Origin of the sequence: Marinicella sediminis, from assembly GCF_002000055.1 — a bacterium.
Taxonomy (GTDB): domain Bacteria; phylum Pseudomonadota; class Gammaproteobacteria; order Xanthomonadales; family Marinicellaceae; genus Marinicella; species Marinicella sediminis.
The window spans coordinates 90,228-109,073 of the sequence record NZ_MVBD01000002.1; the positions used below are offsets into that span (position 1 = coordinate 90,228).

11 protein-coding genes are annotated in these 18,846 nt (G+C 48.4%); 4 read left to right on the forward strand and 7 right to left on the reverse strand.

Annotated features, from left to right (window positions below; translation table 11 throughout):
• Positions 1–26: 26 nt before the first annotated feature.
• From B0475_RS02995 to B0475_RS03010, 4 genes are all read left to right on the forward strand, one after another.
• A complete protein-coding gene (locus tag B0475_RS02995; protein WP_198538087.1) occupies positions 27–902 on the forward strand; it encodes an alpha/beta hydrolase in 876 nt (291 codons plus the stop codon).
• Entirely contained in the window at positions 899–1,651 is a 753-nt protein-coding gene (locus tag B0475_RS03000) for an MBL fold metallo-hydrolase (RefSeq protein WP_077409954.1), read from the forward strand. The genes B0475_RS02995 and B0475_RS03000 overlap by 4 nt, the downstream gene beginning before the upstream one ends.
• Before the next feature lie 200 nt (positions 1,652–1,851).
• On the forward strand, positions 1,852–10,011 hold the full coding sequence (locus B0475_RS03005; protein WP_077409955.1) for an isopeptide-forming domain-containing fimbrial protein: 8,160 nt from the start codon (positions 1,852–1,854) through the stop codon (positions 10,009–10,011).
• 118 nt (positions 10,012–10,129) lie between these two features.
• The gene (locus B0475_RS03010; protein WP_157892664.1) at positions 10,130–10,501 is read left to right on the forward strand and encodes a hypothetical protein; all 372 of its coding nucleotides are present in this window, start codon (positions 10,130–10,132) and stop codon (positions 10,499–10,501) included.
• Between the two features lie 52 nt (positions 10,502–10,553).
• Here B0475_RS03010 and B0475_RS03015 read toward each other — a convergent pair whose 3' ends face one another.
• The 7 genes from B0475_RS03015 to rpsF form a co-directional block, all read right to left on the reverse strand.
• A complete protein-coding gene (locus B0475_RS03015) occupies positions 10,554–13,415 on the reverse strand; it encodes a penicillin acylase family protein (protein WP_077409957.1) in 2,862 nt (953 codons plus the stop codon).
• A 213-nt stretch (positions 13,416–13,628) separates the two neighbouring features.
• Positions 13,629–14,771: an NTP/NDP exchange transporter gene (locus tag B0475_RS03020; protein WP_198538088.1), complete on the reverse strand. Its 1,143-nt coding sequence runs from the start codon at positions 14,769–14,771 to the stop codon at positions 13,629–13,631.
• A 121-nt stretch (positions 14,772–14,892) separates the two neighbouring features.
• Positions 14,893–15,969 carry an alanine racemase gene (gene alr, locus B0475_RS03025; RefSeq protein WP_077409959.1) on the reverse strand — a complete coding sequence of 359 codons (1,077 nt, stop codon included), beginning with the start codon at positions 15,967–15,969 and terminating at the stop codon, positions 14,893–14,895.
• Entirely contained in the window at positions 15,969–17,369 is a 1,401-nt protein-coding gene (gene dnaB / locus B0475_RS03030) for a replicative DNA helicase (protein ID WP_198538089.1), read from the reverse strand. The genes alr and dnaB overlap by 1 nt, the downstream gene beginning before the upstream one ends.
• Positions 17,370–17,527: 158 nt before the next feature.
• Positions 17,528–17,989 carry a 50S ribosomal protein L9 gene (rplI, locus tag B0475_RS03035; protein ID WP_077409960.1) on the reverse strand — a complete coding sequence of 154 codons (462 nt, stop codon included), beginning with the start codon at positions 17,987–17,989 and terminating at the stop codon, positions 17,528–17,530.
• 12 nt (positions 17,990–18,001) lie between these two features.
• Positions 18,002–18,256, reverse strand: a complete 255-nt coding sequence (gene rpsR / locus B0475_RS03040; protein WP_077409961.1) for a 30S ribosomal protein S18 — start codon at positions 18,254–18,256, stop codon at positions 18,002–18,004.
• A gap of 6 nt (positions 18,257–18,262) precedes the next feature.
• A complete protein-coding gene (gene rpsF, locus B0475_RS03045) occupies positions 18,263–18,721 on the reverse strand; it encodes a 30S ribosomal protein S6 (RefSeq protein ID WP_077409962.1) in 459 nt (152 codons plus the stop codon).
• Positions 18,722–18,846: the final 125 nt, after the last annotated feature.

The following is an 18,846-nucleotide window of genomic DNA, read 5'->3' on the forward strand; positions in this document are numbered from 1 at the left end:
ATATGCTCAGTATTTCAACACCCACCATGAGAAAATTGGTCAAACTGACTTCCCGGCTGTTCCTCAACAGTAAATGTCCTTTGTGGCTGCAACGCAAAGGACTTAATCTGCTGGGAGGTTACGGCAGGAAACCCAAAGGCATGACCATCATAAAAAAAGACCAAGGCGGGGTTCCGGTATGGTGGTTTAAGCCCAGGCAATTTCCAGCTCGTAAGGCCATCATTTATTTCCACGGTGGTGGTTATGGTATTGGCTCACCGAAGTCACACCGCGACCTTTGTTCACACTTGTCGGCCTATGCCAGCATACCACTGGTTTCAGTGGCTTACCGATTGGCTCCGGAACACCCCTATCCCGCAGCTCTGGATGATGCCCAAGCAGTTTATCAGTCATTGCTTGAACAGGGTTTTCAGCCTGAACACCTGGCATTTGCCGGGGACTCGGCGGGTGGTGGTCTGGCGCTGGCATTGGCTTTGAGGTGTCAACAGCAGCGTGTCCCACAACCGGGTTGTTTATTTCTGATTTCACCCTGGGTCAACAAGAGCCGGGAAACCGCCAGTCATCGTTCACAATATGCGGTGGATCCGGTGATCAATGAGGGCTGGAGCTTACAAATGGCCCGTAATTACCTGTCAGATTCTGAAGCCATTAAAGCGGAAGCCTGTATGACCGATAAAGACCTGACCGGGCTGCCACCTATGTTGATTCATGTGGGTACCGATGAAGTACTGCTGGATGACAGCCTGTCACTAAAGCAAGAGGCCATGAGGTCAGGTATTCCGGTGACTTTGATGACTTACCCAGAAATGTGGCACGTGTTTCACTTTTCTGCCAGTTTATTTGCACAGGCCAGAGAAGCCCTCCAACAGGCAGCGGGCTTTATCCAAAAACGTTTGTCATGAAAATACACCACCTGAATGGATACATCCAGTCCATTTACCTGGTTGAGTATCCTCATGGCTTGCTCTTACTGGACGGCTGTTGCCGGGCCGATGTGCCGATGCTTAAACGGTTCTTCAAAGACAACCTGAAACGTCCATTGACTGACCTGAAAGCATTGGTGGTGACTCACATGCACCCTGATCATGCTGGAGCCGCTCATAAACTCAGAAAACTCACTGCTTGCCAGATTATTTCAGCACATAAAGAGTCGCAGTGGTACCGGGGGATGAATGGTTTGTTGATGCACTGGCTTGATGTGGTGCTGACCGTCTATGTAGCCAGGCGGCTGAACAAAAGCGTAAAAAATGTCTGGTACAGCAGAAAACTCAAACCTGATGTTCGCTTAACAGATGGCGCGGTCATCCCCGGCTTTCCCGAATGGCAGGTACTGGAAACGCCGGGACACACCGACCGTGATTTATCGGTATATCACGCGGAATCACAACAGGTTTATGTGGCTGATTTGCTGATCAAATTGCGTCATGGATTCATCTGTCCATTTCCGGTATTTCACCCCAATAAATACCGACGGTCACTGCAGAAAATTGCCGATCTGGACAGTCGGCAGGTGTTACTTGCACATGGTGGTATGCTGACCATGCACGCTGGGGACTTTGCAGACCTGATCAAACGAGCGCCCAGCAAGCCACGTACACCATTGCGGGCCACTGTCAGCAAATTCAAGCGGCTGATGGGGCAATCTTCCTGATCATTTTCTGCTAAATTCCAACAATCATTGACAGATGAGTTTTATTGAGTCGGTCAACGACGCAATCAGCTCACTCGATTCGAATCAACGGCTGAGAAATGTAAACAAGTGCAAAGATCAGTTCAATAAGGATGTACTTTCACAAAAAAAAATAAAACATATGCCAAGATAGAAGCATCATTTAAATCTGAGGTTATGAAATGTTGCAACGCATATTGGTTTGGGTTTTGTTGTTATGTACAGGTTGGGCCATGGCTCAAACACCGGTTGTGGATCCGGTTGCAGATGATTCAGGGTTTCCTGGAAGCAGTGCCTGTTTTGATGTGACTTTGAGCAACACCGGTTCGCCAGGATTTGGCCCATATCTACAAGTCATTATGCCTGCAGAACTCAGTCTTGATTCAGCCACTTTGTTTGGCGGTGCTGTTTCGATTACCCCGGTTGGCACTTTTCCAGCTGCACCAGGAAATCAACTGACCGATCCAATCACCGGCAGCCAGGTGAGTGGTAATGAAGGTGATGTGCTGTATATACTTCAGCCGCCGGTCGGTTCAGTGGTTGATGGTGGTTTGCCGCTGGATATTTCAATCTGTTACACCATAGACCCCAATGCCACAGTCAATGATCCCCTTAACGTCCAGGTTATACCCGTGTATGAATTTGGGGATACAGCGACTGGAGACAACGGCCCCATCACAGGTTCCTCTGTTGACTTCAACATCACTCCAACGCTGATCGAATTCGAAAAGAGCAACAACGCACCCGAAGGCGAACGACCTCCGGGGGATGACTGGCCAGTCAGTTATGATCTCATTGCCAGAGTGGCTCCCAATAACACCATTGATAATTTAGTGATCAATGATGTCCTGCCAACTGGTTTCATTATTGATCTCCCCTCGGTTACGGTATCAGCCGGCTGCGTGTTGAACAGCACAAGCCCAATCAATGTCAGTTGCGTCAGTATCAACGGAACCGGCGGCAACGATGTGAGTATTTCATACAGTGGATATTTTGATGACATCCTGAATTTATCAACCTGTGATGCGTCAACTCAAACCAACAATGCCACTGTGGATGGTGAGTTTATGGGCATGGCCATACCCCAGTTAGTGGCCACCAGTGATGTCAATATAGAACACCTGAGTATCCAGAAATCAGCCAACACATCAGTGGCATCTCCTGGAAACACCATCACCTTCACTTTGCGTGCACAATTGTCAGAATTCACCACTGTTGATGCGTTGATCATCACCGATACAATGGATGATGGCTTTACCTTTGTAAATGGATCTGAAAGTTCTTCGATCGGCCCAATCACGGCTGGTGTCAGCGAGGTGGCAGGTATCACAACGCTTACTTTTGATTTAACCGCCGCCAACGGTGGTGCCATCACTGGTGGTGCACCTGAGATCACCATCACCTATCAGGCCACCATCGATCAGGCATATGACAACTCAGCCCCCATTTTGGCCAGTGATGTGCTTGACAACCTCATTACATCATCCTATGACCTCACTGCTGGAGCCGTTGCCTGTGCAGAAACATCCAGTCATTCAACCACCATCAGGCCTGTCGAAATCACCAAAAACGTGGTCAACCTTCAACCTTTTTATGAACCGGGCGATTCGGTCACCTATCGTCTTTCAATGGCCATTCCATCTGGGGACACCAATGGCATCATTTTCACGGATTACTTACCACTACCTGTGTTGGATGCAACCACAGTCAGCACCACGTTTGGTGTGGATGTGATACACAGTCCAGATGACACACTTGGCCTGACACCGACCAGCATCAGTACAAATGGCGCCACCAACAGTGTGGCGATTAATTGGCCTAACATCACCACTTCAAGTGCACAAACATTGTCTGTTGACCTCACCGTTACCATCACCACGGATCCATTTGCTGACAACCTCAACTTATCGAACATCCTGGCTGTGCAATCGGAAAACACCGACACCACCATTGTTACCAACGTCACTCCAGTAAACATTCAAGTCAGGGCACCCCAACTGGTGATTACCAAAGGAGTACTCAGCGCTGACCAGGGCAATATATCACCTCCGGCATCGGTTTTGCCGGTAGATGGTGATCTCACTGGTGGAGATGCCAATGATTCGGTTCTTTTTATGATCACCGTGGAAAACACGGGTGGAGCCAGGGCCTTTGATGTGGTCATCACTGATCCAGTGGTCACCAATCTTGACAGTTGTACCGTTTCATCAGTGACAGATGGTACGGGAGCCCCTCTGGCCACCAGTGGTTCCATCGCCACTGGTTTGATGTTGACCAATCCTTTGGCAGCTAATGATGGCTCAATAGGTGCTCCGTTTGCTGATGACACTGCCCTGGTGACTTTGGATTGTTCATTAAATTCAGGTCTGGAATTCAATACAACCATTGTTAATTCTGCTGCTGTGAGTTTTACAGGAGCTTCAGGAGGTGGCGGATTCCCGTCACAAACTGATGACGCCACCATCACCTCAGCTATGCCGGGTATCAGTAAAACTGTGGTTTCAGTTACACCGGACGTTGATGGGGTTAACAATACCATCACAGTGGGTGAGTTGATTCGCTACCAGGTGGTTGTCACCTTGCCAGAAGGGGTGGCCAATGGTGCACAAATCATTGACCGGTTGGATAATGGTCTGTTGCTTGATTCAGTGATTTCGCTGAATGCCTCTGCTGGCGCTGCGACTGATGTGGCTGGTGGCTTTCCGGGTGTACTTGCTGCAGCCACCGGAACCGGCACCCGGGATTTGCTGCTTGATCTGGGTACCTTAACCAGTTCTGCCACTGGTGAAACCCTCACCCTGATATACGATGTGCTGGTTGATGACTCAGCGGCCATATCAAATGGTGTAAACCGCAACAACCGGGTGGATTTTGTATCCACCAACTTGGCCCAGGGTGATGTCAGAGCCAATGCCCCGAACAGACGGGTGCGAGAGCCCAATCTGATCATCAGTAAAAGCGTAAGTCCAATGGTCGGAGATGCCGGCGATGTGGTTTCATATACCATTACAGTGACCAATATCGGACAAAGTCCGGCCTTTGATGTGGCGGTGGAAGACTTATTGACTGATGTTCACTTGTCCCTGGTGTCTGGATCTGTGGTTACCAGTGCAGGCACTGTCACAAGTGGAAATACCGTCGGCGACGACACCATCCTGATTGACGTTGGTAGCATCAATCGCACCGGTCAACCGGGGGATGTGCTCACCATCACTTTTGATGCCAGTATTGGAGGAGGCGTAACTGCGGGTACCCAAATCAACAACACCGCATCAGTAACCACTTATCATTCATTGCCTGGTGGTGGCCGTGTTTATCCACAAATCAATGGCTCTACACAGGTCAATGTAGCGACTGCTACAGCCAGTAAAACAGTGCTGGGCGCCACCAGTACCGAACAATCGGCAGGTGTTTCGGGTCAGGGTGATGGTTCTTTGGTTGATTTAACCATTGGTGAGTCCGTGACCTTTGAAATCATAGCTACTCTGGCAGAAGGCGTGTCGCCTCAAGTCATCATCACAGATACATTACCAGATTCTGCTGCAGGTCAGATGCAATTGATCAGTGCAGCTGTGATCTCAGAAGGTGCCAACCTGACCGTCACCAATTCATTTCCAGTTCCCACCACAGGTCCTGATAATGTGATCAATTTTGATTTCGGCCAGGTGACCAATGCCGCTGATGGTGTCGTCAATGACGCAGACAGGATCGTGGTTCATGTGATCGCCCAGGTCACTGATATTCCTGCCAATATGGGGGTCGAAGTATTACGTAACACGGCACTGGTTCAATTCAATGGAGGTGTGGATGCGACTGTCTTTGCTGATGTGGAAGTCGTAGAACCTTTGATGGCCATCGATAAAACCAGTCTGTTAAATACCGGGGATGCTGGAGATACGTTTACAGTCATCCTGACTGCCAGTAACTTCGCCGCCAATGGCAGCAGCGCCACGGCATTTGATGCTCGGTTGGTTGACGTGTTGCCAACTGAGTGGTTGTTCGCCGGAAACCTGCAAACGGTGTCGGGTTTGGCGCCTGATTCATTGACTGAAGTCAGTGGAACCATCAACGCTGAATGGAGTGTATATCCGTTGGGGCAAGACACAGTGATTTCATTTGATGTGACATTGGCCAATACCGTAACACCAGGGCAAGTCATACAAAACACGGCTCAGCTTCAGTGGGATTCAATGCCTGGTTTGATCAACGAGCAAAGAACCGGCAGTGACAACGATGGACACAGCATCACCATTGGTGCCCCAGGCTTGGTCAAACTGGTTACAATGACTTCAGAATCCAGTACTGGTAGTTCAATCAATGGAGCAGAACCGGATCTGACCATTGGTGAATTGGTTACCTATCAGTTCACGGTGACATTGCCAGAGGGCACCACGCCACAGGCAATTGCTTCAGATCAGCTTCCCACAACAGGCACCCTACTCCATGTCATCAGTTCACAGATTGTCTCTGTGGGCAGCCAGATTTCACTGGGCATGGGCACAACAGGCACCCCAGGCACCGCTACGGACTCCAATGCCGATGGCTATGATGATCAGGTTAACTGGGTTCTTGGAGATGTGTTAAACACCCCAGATGGCATGAACAATGGCGGAGATCAGGTGACTTTTGAAGTGGTGGCCGTGTTGGTCGATGAACCAGTGAACCAATCTGGAGCCGATGATGTGATTAACAACGCCCGGATTGATTTTGATGGTGGTATGTTGCGAGCCACGGCATTGGTAGATGTGGTTGAACCCGTGTTATCAATTACCAAAACCACCTTGCCTGCGGTGGTCATTGGCGATGCGGGAGATGTTTTGAATTATCAACTGTCCATCAGCCATGATGTCGCATCCACAGCAGATGCATTCAATGTGGTGATCAATGACATACTGCCGGTTCCTGGGACTCAGTGGATCAATGACGCCACAGTTACCAGTTCATGTCCATCTTTGGTGACTGACTCCAGTGGTGAACCCAATATCACATTCACCTTCCCAGTCCTCGATTTGACCACGGCTTCCTGTACCATTGATTATCAGGTTCAGGTCACCAATACCGTCAACCCTAACAGCACTTATCAGAACCTGGCGGCATTACAATATGATTCAACTCCGGTGTTTGTCGCCGGTCAGTCTCGCCGGGGAATTGATGCTGCTGATGCCAGTTTTGATACCAGTGTGCCGGCGTTAATCAAGACCACCACTGCCACTTCTGTGGCACAAACCGGTGATGACCAGGCAAATCCTTTGTTGCCTGACCTGGCCATCGGTGAATGGGTGGATTATGACATCACCATTACCCTGCCAGAAGGAAATACAGTTGATGCGATCATTCAGGATAACTTGCCATTGGCAGGCAGCGGAACGCTGATGGAAGTGGTCTCAGCAGCAGTCACCCGATTGGGTGGCAATGTGACCACCAGTCTGCCAGGAACACCGGTCATTACAGACACTGATGTGGATACCGTAGATGATCAAGTGGTTTTTGATTTTGGCACCATCACAAATCTGCCAGATGGTCTGGTTGACATCAATGACCAAATCAGTGTGCGGGTCACTGCGCGGTTATTGGATGATCCGCTGAATACCGGTGGTGATACAGTGATCAACAATGCATCTTTTGATTTTGCCGGATCGGCTGGTCCGTTGATGTCTTTGGCTGAAGTTGACGTGGTTGAACCCAACCTGAATTTTGAAAAGCAAATGGGTCCCCTCGTCAATGGACGGGTGCCCATTACCCTGACCTTATCGAATACAGGTGGCACAGCCCCGGCTTTTGATGTGGTCATTACCGATGTGCTCGATGGCAACATTTGGGATTTGTCCAGCATCACTGCAGACGTGATCCCCGCAGGTTTCGTGTTCAGCGAGATAGCAGGTGCCGGTTTTGCCACAGTAGAGATCAGCAGTGATCCTCTGGGCAGCTCCCCTGATTATTCGCTTGAGCCTGACGAACAATTGGTATTTGTATTCTCAGCTTTGTTGAGGGACGATGTGGTGTTACCTAACCCCATTAACAACACCGCCACGGTCACGGAAATCAATTCGTTGCCAGGTACAGACAGCAACGAACGTGATTATTCTGATTTAACTGATGTTGCGGTCTTGGGTTTTTCAGATTTAGACAGCACCAAAACCGATGCTTTGTTGCTTGATGGTAACAACAATGGTCAGGCGAATCCGGGAGACACCATCAGGTACACCGTTGTGATTAACAATGTCGGTTCGGGAGATGCCACTGGTGTGACATTCAGTGACGCACCGGATATGAATACCACACTGGTGGTGGGCAGTGTCACCACCAGCCAGGGAGTTGTTCTTTCGGGTAATACGGCAGGTGACACCAGCGTTTTCATAGACGTCGGAACATTGCTGTCCATGGATTCTTTAAGTATCACATTTGATGTTTTGATCAACAATCCGTTCCCAGTTGGGGTAACTCAAATCAGCAATCAGGGATCAGTGGATTCAAATGAATTTTCGCCAATAGATACCGATGACCCAGATACTGGAAATGTGGATGATCCTACGTTAACACCAGTGGTTGCAGAACATGATCTAAGTATCAGCAAAGATGATGGTGGTATCACAGCATCGGCTGGTGACACCATTATATACGCCATTAATTATGCCAACCTTGGCGATCAAAACAGTTCAGGGGTTGTGATCACTGAAACCATACCAGACAACACCATTTTTAATCCCGGAGCCAACACCGATCCATGGGTATGTGTCCCAGGCAACATGGCTGGAAGTACGTGTACCCTGGTGGTTGGCAACCTGGATGGTGGGCAATCCGGGTCTGTTGTATTTGCCGTTGATGTGTTTAACCCCAAACCATCAGGAGTTACCCAAATTGACAACACGGTTTCAATCGCAGATGACGGATTAAATGGTGCTGAAACAAACACCTCAAACAATGTTGATGATGAAATCACACCGGTGGATGCTGCTCCGGATCTGACCATCAACAAATCCGATGCTGTTTCGGTGGTGGCTCCAGGTGATGTGATTGTTTATGCTTTGGACTATGCCAACGTCGGCACTCAAGATGCCACAGGTGTGGTGATTGCTGAAACCGTACCTGATCACAGTACTTTTGATGCCGCGGCGTCCACCATCGGCTGGAGTTGTGCTGACGGAGCACCAGCTGCCAGTCCTTGTCAGTTTCTGATTGGAAATCTGGCTGCCGGAGACCCTGCACAGCAAATATTGTTTGCTGTGCGGGTGGTTAATCCTTTGCCAAGCGGAGTTGACCTGGTCAACAATGCAGTCAGTATCACTGACGATGGCAACAATGGTGCCGATACCAACCCCGGGAACAATGCAGACAGTGAAAATACACCAGTTGGCGCTTTGCCAGACCTGTTTATCAACAAAACCGATAATGACATCACATCAGCTCCCGGAGGACTGGTGGTCTATGTATTGGATTATGGAAACATTGGTACCCAGAATGCAACCGGTGTGATCATCGCCGAGACAGTACCAGACCACAGTACTTTCAGTCCGGGCAGCAGCACAGCAGGATGGGCTTGTGTCCCTGATAACACTGCCGGAAGCCAATGCCTGTTGAGTGTTGGTGCGTTGAATGTTGGTGACATCGGAATGGCTGATTTTGCTGTGGTGGTTGATGACCCCTTAAGTGCAGGCGTCAATGAATTGGTTAATACCACCAGCATCGCCGACGATGGCAGCAATGGCGTGGATCCGGATATGAGTAACAATGTATCCACCGACAGCACAGGCTTGTTTTTGGAACCTCCTGTTGGCATCAAGACTGGAGTATTTGACGCCAATGACAACAAACTGATTCATTGGACTTTTTACTGGTTTAATCCCAACAATGACCGTGATCTGCCAGTGTTTGTTTTTGACCCCATTCCAGACAGAACAGTGTATGTGCCAGGATCAGCCAGTTGTGTGGCTGATGGAAGCAGTAATTGCACCAACCCGGTATTCAATGCCGCCCTGAATCAATTGGAGCTCACCGCTTTGATTGCGCCTGATTTTGGCGCACCAATCAATGCCGCGCAAGCTGACTTGATGAATGAAATTGTGATTCAGTTTTCCACCAGAATCACTGCAGGTGGTGAAGTTCAAATCGAAAACCAGGCATTCGCCAATTGGGATGAAGACAATGATGGTGATGCCACCAATGATGCCAATGACGGACAAACACCAATTCCAACAGATGCCCCACTAACTCCTGAACTGGGAGATCCAACGGTTTTGGGTGCGATCTTTGCGGTGTCGGCAACCGACCGATGGGCTTTGGTGTTGTTGTTGATTGTGCTGATGGGCATGGCGTACCGCCATCAAAAGCTCACCACACCATGAATGCATTGGTGGACTGACTGGGTAGTTGACACAACCCAGTCAGCGTTTAAACCACATAACTGGAGACACAAATTTTGATTCGTTTACCAAGTATCCGGCCAAAATAAATGAGCATAACATGATGAACCTGATTTACGGAAAATGCATCAGAATTGAAGACACAGTGACTACGACGGTCATGAACAGGCTGCTTTCGCATTTGGATCAAAGAGCCATTGAAGCCATGGTTCTTGGGCATCAAGGTACCAATACTGGCTTATGCTCACCTCTGAAAGGACAAATGATCAGGGATCAGCAAAGTAAGAGAATCAGCCTGGAAAATGACTGGTTGATGTTTGAGACTTCATTTGCACCAGGTGAGCATTCAACGCTCATGATCATCAACATGAATCTCTATACAAATCAGATTCGTCGTGATGAAGTGATTAATAACTTCCTGGCATTCAAAGAGCAATTACTGCTTGAAGATGACCCTGCATCATCAGAATGATAAACGGGCTTCATCCCTGAAGCCCGCTGGATGGTCAAGACATCATTCAGTGTTATCTGGTCTCAAATGTATACACTTCATTGGCAATGGCAACAATGACATCCAGATCTGTGATCAGCGGCAGGTAGCCGTTAACCAGCCAAAAGAACAGCTGATTAACGTAATTGGCACCTGAGGTAACCACCCCACTCTGCCCACCTGGAATGATCTGTTCAGCTGCGATACCCAATGGTGTAACTTCAGCCACAAACCGCCGGGCCGGCCCCGAGCTGAACATGAATTCATCACTGCTGTCAGCGCGGGTACTGTGTGATGAGGCATCCAATACCTGATAGCCACCGGCACGGGCCACTCCACGCAAACCGTCAACAGTTTGTAGTCCAAATAATCCATTTGGCACGGACAGTGAGTCCCCTAACGGATGAGAGAACACGATGCGGTGCAGTTTGCCCCATCGATAATCATCCAGGTCAGTGGAGTTGCTAAAGGCACTGGCAAAATCGTCACCTGCCATGTGATTCAATGCCTGTTGTAAAGAGGCCAGGATTAAAAAGTCACGGGCGTCTTCCCGGCTTGGTGCAGATGGGTTAGTAAAGAAATTGATGCCTGATGCACCATAACCCTGATTGGTTTCAAAAGCATCCAAAAAGTGTTGAAATGCATTGATGGAAAACCGGCTGCCGGGACGATTGGCAGACATTACGTTCTGACCAATGGCCGAATCAATGCCAGCCAGGGTGGCATCAATGGTATTTTGTATTGCCAAAGAACGCCAAACTGAATAAATACTGGCCGCAATCGAGTGATTGACCTCATCTTGGGAAGGGGTACTGAGCGCAAAAGGATCCTCGAACGGATCATAGCCCTCTGCCAAGCCAGTCGGTGTACTGAAATTCCATTGGGTAAAGTATCCAGCGGCTTCAACCACCCTTGGATCTCCCAGGAATTGGGCGATTCCGGGCCATGCATCACTGGCTGATGCGCGGTTCACGGCATTCATGATGTGGGGCATGATCAGTTCTGCATCCAGCAATTGATTGTTGGCCTGATAACGTTTCATGTCAGTCGCATTCACTGTGCCCCGATCCAGGTCTTCCTGAATCAACCGGTCAAGGCGTCCCTGACGATAGGCTGAATAACCACCTTGGGCAATGTAATACAATCCGCCACCTGGCCGAACCTGATTGAGTACGTTGTTATCCAGTGATACACCGATGGGGTCGTTGTTGGCGTTGGCGACATATCCACTGTCCGGATTGACACTGAATGGCATTTGATCAAAGGGAATGACTTCACTGTTGGTTGCCTGATTGATATCAGGATTGGTCAGTGTCATCCATTCATTCATACGGGTTCCGGTGCCATCACGGATGAACATGGGTGGCACCCCGTCCGGTTGCATCATCAGTTGTAAATCTTCACGGATGGGCACTTCAGCTCCGGTGAAGTAAGCGATGTTACCTGCGGTATCAACCACGCCAAAGTTTTGAGACCCCACATCGAACTTGGTCAATGCGGTTTTGAACTCATTGATGTCAGCAGCCCTGGCCATTTCAAAGAATGATTCAATTTCCTTGGTGGGGCCAAAACCGGTGTATTGCATCGAAACCGCCTGAGCATTGGCCGTATCTACATCGAGAATCGGTCCAAAGCTTCTTCGTGGCACCACGAAAGTCAGACCGCCGGAGGTATAGCCCACATCCTGTTTTTCGGTGTTGTTCATTACTCCGTCACCAATGACGTTGGCGAAATATGCCTGGAAAATCCACACCAGTGGTTCTTCCTGACCCTGAAATACGGTGTGCGTAGGAACACCAAAGGTATTGACTCTGATGCTTTCGAAATAAAAGTCTGTTTCATCCACCGGATGAACCGTACTGCCCCAGCAGAGGTTTTCATTACAGCCCTGAGCCGTTACCGGTGCACCTGGAAACCCCACGCCGGCCACATTGAGACCGGTTTCGGCGGCCATGTGTGCCGGATAAAATGTGGATGGATAATCAAGACTCAGGTGCGGGTCATTGGCAATCAGTGGAAATCCATTGTCGGTTTTGTCACCGGCGATCACCCAAACATTAGAACCTTTGTCGAAGTTACCGTCGTTTTTCAGGGCGCTGATCAAAGGGGTACTCTCCCACTCGCTCTTGATGTTGTTCAGCAATCCAAGCTGGGTGTCAGTGAGTTCCATTTTAAAATCAATCATTGTTTGTTTCAGGTTGTCTGTGGTTTTCCCTATACCACCTATGGACTCCAGAAAGCCAGGCACACTGACCCGGTCATCTGGAGGAGCTGCCCGATACAAGTCTTCAAAAAACAATGCCGTACCATCAAAGCCGGCAGCCGCGCCCACTTGTTGGAATGTATTGATCGCCAGGGTGGCATCAATTTCCTGCAAATCATTAGACAGGTCAAAGGCAATCAGCTTGGCAATGGCCACCGAATGTATGGGCAACCAGCGGTCTACCTCAGTGATTTCCAAACCGCTGTATTCGACCGGCAGGTCATTGTTATCCAACCAGAAATTGACCCCGTCAGCGTATGCTTTCAGCATGGCCTGAGTTTTGCTGCTCATGGCAGGCAACGAAACCCTGGCTGCCCGTTCAAATCCTATGGTGCGGAACTGGATGTCATTGGATAAAGCTGGTGTGCCGACCAATTCGGCCAATTTACCCTGGGCGATTTTTCGCGTGTAATCCATTTGGAACAAGCGGTCTTTGGCGTGCAGATAACCCAGCACAAAAGACGCATCTTCTTCTGTGGCCGCGGTGATGCTGGGTATCTGGGTGTCGTTGTAAAAAACCTGGGCCGGTGCACTGAGTAAGTCGTTGGTGATGATGGTTTCATCTGCCACAGCAGCACCACCAAATGCCATCAGCAGCCCGGCTGCCAGGCAATTACCTGATATTTTTTTCATTGATCATCTCCGATGTTTGTCACATTGTCCCCGAAGGTAAATGATGTTTATAAGTGGTCGAATGACAACTACCCGTGAGACGGGTTGTTGGTCAGATTGAAGTGCTGCTGTCTGAACCTGTCCTGTTCAGTCACACACCCGCAAAATGAGTATAAATATATACACCATTTCGCCTGAAATGAACAGAGAAAAATTGGCTAAATTAATCGCAAGCTATTGTTTTTCTTTGTAATGTTCGAATGTCTCGAGGGCCAGTTTTCCGACTGTGACAGCATTCCACAGCCAGATCACACACAACCCGGCTCCGATGAGCGCCAATATCCTCAGGTCTTTGGAGAAGGTCACCACGGTTTTAACGAAGATCAGCTGTGCAAACACATCGCCACCCCGGTAGATCACCGTGTCCATGAAATTTTTAAACTTGTATTTGATGTTGTCAGGTAACCCGGTGAACAGCCAGTCGGTAGGCGGTTTCATGATGCCATAGGCACCGCTGCGCTGCAGACATATGGCGCCAAGTACCACGTACAATACTGGCATCAGGCCAAACATCAGCAACGCCATGATCATCAGCGAAGGATAAATGCCAAGAATCCGGTGTACAGGTAACTTCTGCAGTAAGAATGGAATCAGGATCAATTGAAAAAACAAAGTCAGTACATTGGTGACGGTATTGATGTTGGCAAAAACGTAAGTCCGTTGGTCACGTTCAGGAAAAAACTGGCTGACGTACTGCCCCTGCAAATAATAAAAAACCGAGCCAATGGTCACGGCAATGACGGTCATCAGTGCTATTTGCTGGAGGAATCTTGAGCCCAGCATGAGCTTCATACCTTCAATGGGGCTCCCACCAAGCGGGGCTTCTTTATTGATTTCTGAGTCAATTGCGAACCGCCTCACTTTGTACACCGCCATGATGCACAGTAACAGAAAAAACAACGACACCAATAGCAGATTGATCGTCCCAACCAAATAAACCAGTTGACTGGTGATTAATCCCCCGAGAATCCCTCCGGTACTGCCTCCGGCTGCAATCACACCAAATAAACGTTTACCCTGCTCTTTGTTGTAAACATCTGCCATGAAGCTCCAGAAAATCGAAACAATGAACAGGTTGTATACGCTGACAAATACGAAGAATACACGGGCCAGAATCACACTTTCAGTTCCCACCAAATGAAAAAGACTCCAGATGAGTAATATCATCAGCCCAAAAAAACCGTAAACAATGGGGATGAACTGCTTCCTTGAATATGTCGAGACAATTTTGCCGTAGAACGGCTGCAGCAACAGCATCACCACAAATGTGGTCAGAAATAAATAGCCATAATTTTCAGGACCGGCTGTTACGCCCATTTCCTCCCGGATTGGCCGCAGGATAAAATAGCCGGTTAACAGAAACACAAAATACAAAAATGACCAGATCAGAACTGGCCATTCATTGGTTTTAACCTGTTTCTTAAAATAATTCCCTATCTTATTGAATAACATGAAAATTAACTCGTTTTGTTATGCCACAAGGTAAGGTGTACGGTATCAATCTCATGTCCGCCGCAACCTGCTCAATGGGCAAGCCATTGCCCCACAACAGCACCCGGTCTCCGGTTCTGGCTGTTGGTACTTCCTGCAGATTGATCGCCAACATGTCCATCGACACCCGGCCAATCACCGGAACCAGTGTACCATGAATTAATACCTGACTCTGATGCTGTGTCCAGGGGTAACCATCGGCATAACCAATACCGACAATGCCAATTTTCATGTCACTGGCTGCCTCATATGTGCCACCATAGCCCACCCTGGCTCCAGCCGCTATGGTTTTGGTGGCAATCAGTTTTGCACTCAGTTCCATCACTGGTTGAAGACCGAAATCACTACCGGATTGATTTGGCAGAGGTGAAATGCCATACAGGCCAATACCTACCCGTGCCCATTCCTGACGGTCTGAGAGGTTATTGAGGATCGCTCCGGTGTTACTCAAAGAGTATTCGTATCCCAATGACTTAAGCCATTCATTGGATGTCTGTTGAGTTTGAGTCTGCGGACACGATGGATCATCTGAGCTGGCAAAATGACTCATTAACCTGATCTGCCTGACCGGTTTGGCGGCGTTCAATTGAGTGATCAGTTGTTCTGTATCAACTGGATCGAAACCCAAACGATTCATGCCCGTGTCCAGTTTGAGCCAGACATCCAGTTGTTCGGTTGCAGATGATTGGTTCAACAAGGCGATTTGATAATGTTGGTGTACAACCACATCCAATTGGTGCTGGATGCTCAGTGACAGCTCATGCTGATTGAACACGCCTTCCAGCAAAATGATGCGCTTATCCGGGCTCAATGCACGGACAGCCAGAGCTTCATCCATGGTGGCCACGGCAAAAGCGTCTGTTTCATGCAGGTGATTGACCGCCACTGCCAAACCATGACCATAGGCATCGGCTTTGACCACGGTGATCACAGGTCCCTGATGCAGCTGTTTGAACTGTTTGAGGTTATGACTGAGTCTGGCAGTGTGTATGACAGCTTCCGTGCCACGTTCACGTTGTGCCATCAGTGAATCTCTTGCCCCCGCTCATCAAACAGGATGTCGTTTTCGTAGTTATCAAAGCGGGTATATTGACCACGGAAGGTCAGGTTAACTGAGCCAATCGATCCATTACGGTGTTTACCCAGGATGATCTCTGCTTTGCCTTTATCCTGTGAATCCGGGTTATAAACTTCATCACGGTAAATAAAGATGATCAGATCTGCATCCTGCTCAATCGCTCCTGATTCGCGCAGATCAGACATCACCGGACGTTTATTGGGCCGTTGCTCCAGGGAGCGATTCAGCTGCGATAGAGCGATCACCGGCACATCGAGTTCTTTGGCCATGGCTTTGAGGTTTCTGGAGATTTCAGAAATCTCATTCGCCCGGTTTTCGGTTTTTCCTTTGACTTGCATCAATTGCAGGTAATCAATGACGATCAAGTCCAGACCTTCTCGGTTTTTCAAGCGACGACAACGCGAAAGTATTTCATTGGGTGATAAAGCTGGCTGATCATCGATGAATAATTTGGATTGACTGAGCAAGGCACTGCTTTGACCAAGCTTAGGCCAATCGGTGTCGGTCAACTTGCCTGTTTTCAAGTGGCCTTGTTCAATCTGTGATAATGAAGAAAACATCCGCATGACCAGTTGATGTGCCGCCATTTCCATGCTGAAAATGGCCACTGAAGACCCCTTAACTGCTGCCCGCTCAGCAATGTTCATGGCAAATGAAGTTTTTCCCATGGCTGGTCGGCCAGCGACGATTACCAGGTCAGACCGGTGCAAGCCGGAGGTTTTTTTGTCAAGGTCCATCCAGCCATAAGGCAGACCGGTGATGTCGTTGTCGTTTTCAGACAGTTCTTCAATGTTTTCAATGGCTTCTTTGAGAACGTCCTTGATGTCGTGAAATCCTGATTGGGATTTTAAAGTTTGTTCGCGGATTTGAAAAACCAGTTTTTCAGCTTCTTCAATTAATTCATCGGCGGTTTGTGCTTCTGGATTGAAGGCCTTTTCGGCGAGTTCATTGCCAATTTGAATCAACTGTCTGAGAACAGATTTTTCCCTGACAATCCCTGCATACGCTTCGACATTGGATGCACCAGGCGTATTGGCTGCCAGATCAGCCAGGTAATCAAGACCTCCTGATTGTTCAGACAAGCCATGCGCTTCGAGCCAGTCACTGACGGTAACGACATCGCAGGCTTGTTGATTTTCATGCAAATGAGCAATGCCCTTGAAAATCTGTCGATGATTCTTTAGGTAAAAATCTTCCTCAGCCAGTTTTCCAGCCACTTTATCCCAGGCACTGGCCACCAACAACAATCCACCAATCACGGCTTTTTCAGCATCGATTGCATGCGGTGGGACTTTCAGGTTGCTGATTTCATCACGTTGGTTATTCAGTTGTGGCATTTCATTCATAAGGTGGTCAGGCTGTTGTGTGCTCATTTGGTATTGGAATACTGGCTTTCCTGTTCCATCAACAGGGTTGATTATTATAGCTTCTGATCGGCAGATCAGGCAAAAAAAAAGCCGGTCAATGATCAACCGGCTTCTTGATGTGAATTGAAAATAACTGATTAAGCAGTTTCTTCCTCTTCAGCAACCACAGTCATGGTCACTTCAGCATCAACATCAGCGTGGAAGTTCAATTTAACAGCGAACTCACCAACTGCTTTGATCACGCCTTCAGACTGAACCACTTCACTGGTATCAACCGGGTATCCGCTTTCAGTCAGTTTGTCAGCAATCTCGCGCGGACCCACAGAGCCATACAGGTGACCTTCAGGGCTGGCGTTGGCAGAGATGGTGAATGACAAGCCGTTGATTGACTCAGCACGCGCTTGTGCAGCAGCCACGGACTCTTTGGCTTTGGCAACCAATTCTGCTTTTTGAGCTTCGAAAGCCTTGATGTTATCTTCGGTAGCACGTGAAGCCTTTTTCTGAGGAATCAGGTAGTTACGGGCATAGCCGTTTTTCACGTTTACGATTTCACCCAGATCACCCAGGTTTTGTACTTTATCTAATAAAATAACTTGCATGATGATCTCCTGTTATTTGCCGTGCTGATCACAGTAAGGAACCAACGCCAGGTAGCGGGCTCTTTTTACAGCGGTTGACAATTGTCTTTGGTATCTGGCTTTGGTACCGGTGATGCGACTTGGGATGATCTTGCCGGTTTCAGTCAGAAACTGTTTCAGCATGTCCAGGTCTTTGTAATCAACTTCTACGATACCAGCTGCAGTGAATTTACAGTTACGGCTGATGATTCTTTGCGCAGGGCGTCTTCTTCTTTGTGGTTTTGCCATGGTGATTTACTCCTCTGCTTCGGCGGTTGGTTTTTCTTCTTTGGCTTCTTCCTTAGCCGCTTCTTTGGCTGCAGTTTCTTTGGCTGCAGTTTCTTTTTCTTCTACTGCTTTGACATCTTCTTCAGTCACTTTTTTGGCTTTGTCGTCTTCTTCTTTCTTCAAAGGAGAATCACCGGTCTCGGCTTCTTTTCTGGCCAATACCATGTGTCTGAGGATGGCGTCATTGAAACGGAATGCATCAACGATTTCGTCGATGGCTTCCTGACCACACTCAATGTTTAACAGGTAATAATGGGCTTTGTGCAAACGCTCAATGGAATAAGCCAGTTGGCGGCGACCCCAATCTTCTGAACGGTGAACGATGCCACCACTTTTGGTTACCATGCCACTGTATCTTTCGATCATCGCAGGTAACTGCTCAGACTGGTCCGGATGAACCAGCATGACAATTTCATAATGTCTCATTTGTAACTCCTTTCGGGTTAATTAAAAAGCCACCCGATGGACAAAAACATCGGTGCAGCAAGGAAAAGTGCGCGAATTTTAACGGTTTAAGTGTTGATATGCAACGATGAATTGCTAAATCCAAC

Bases quoted from the DNA above. Each gene is read 5' to 3' on its own strand.
- B0475_RS02995 (WP_198538087.1), top strand. From the start codon at position 27: ATGAGAAAATTGGTCAAACTGACTTCCCGGCTGTTCCTCAACAGTAAA.
- B0475_RS03000 (WP_077409954.1), top strand. From the start codon at position 899: ATGAAAATACACCACCTGAATGGATACATCCAGTCCATTTACCTGGTT.
- B0475_RS03005 (WP_077409955.1), top strand. From the start codon at position 1,852: ATGTTGCAACGCATATTGGTTTGGGTTTTGTTGTTATGTACAGGTTGG.
- B0475_RS03010 (WP_157892664.1), top strand. From the start codon at position 10,130: ATGATGAACCTGATTTACGGAAAATGCATCAGAATTGAAGACACAGTG.
- B0475_RS03015 (WP_077409957.1), bottom strand. From the start codon at position 13,415: ATGAAAAAAATATCAGGTAATTGCCTGGCAGCCGGGCTGCTGATGGCA.
- B0475_RS03020 (WP_198538088.1), bottom strand. From the start codon at position 14,771: ATGGGCGTAACAGCCGGTCCTGAAAATTATGGCTATTTATTTCTGACC.
- alr (WP_077409959.1), bottom strand. From the start codon at position 15,969: ATGGCACAACGTGAACGTGGCACGGAAGCTGTCATACACACTGCCAGA.
- dnaB (WP_198538089.1), bottom strand. From the start codon at position 17,369: ATGAATGAAATGCCACAACTGAATAACCAACGTGATGAAATCAGCAAC.
- rplI (WP_077409960.1), bottom strand. From the start codon at position 17,989: ATGCAAGTTATTTTATTAGATAAAGTACAAAACCTGGGTGATCTGGGT.
- rpsR (WP_077409961.1), bottom strand. From the start codon at position 18,256: ATGGCAAAACCACAAAGAAGAAGACGCCCTGCGCAAAGAATCATCAGC.
- rpsF (WP_077409962.1), bottom strand. From the start codon at position 18,721: ATGAGACATTATGAAATTGTCATGCTGGTTCATCCGGACCAGTCTGAG.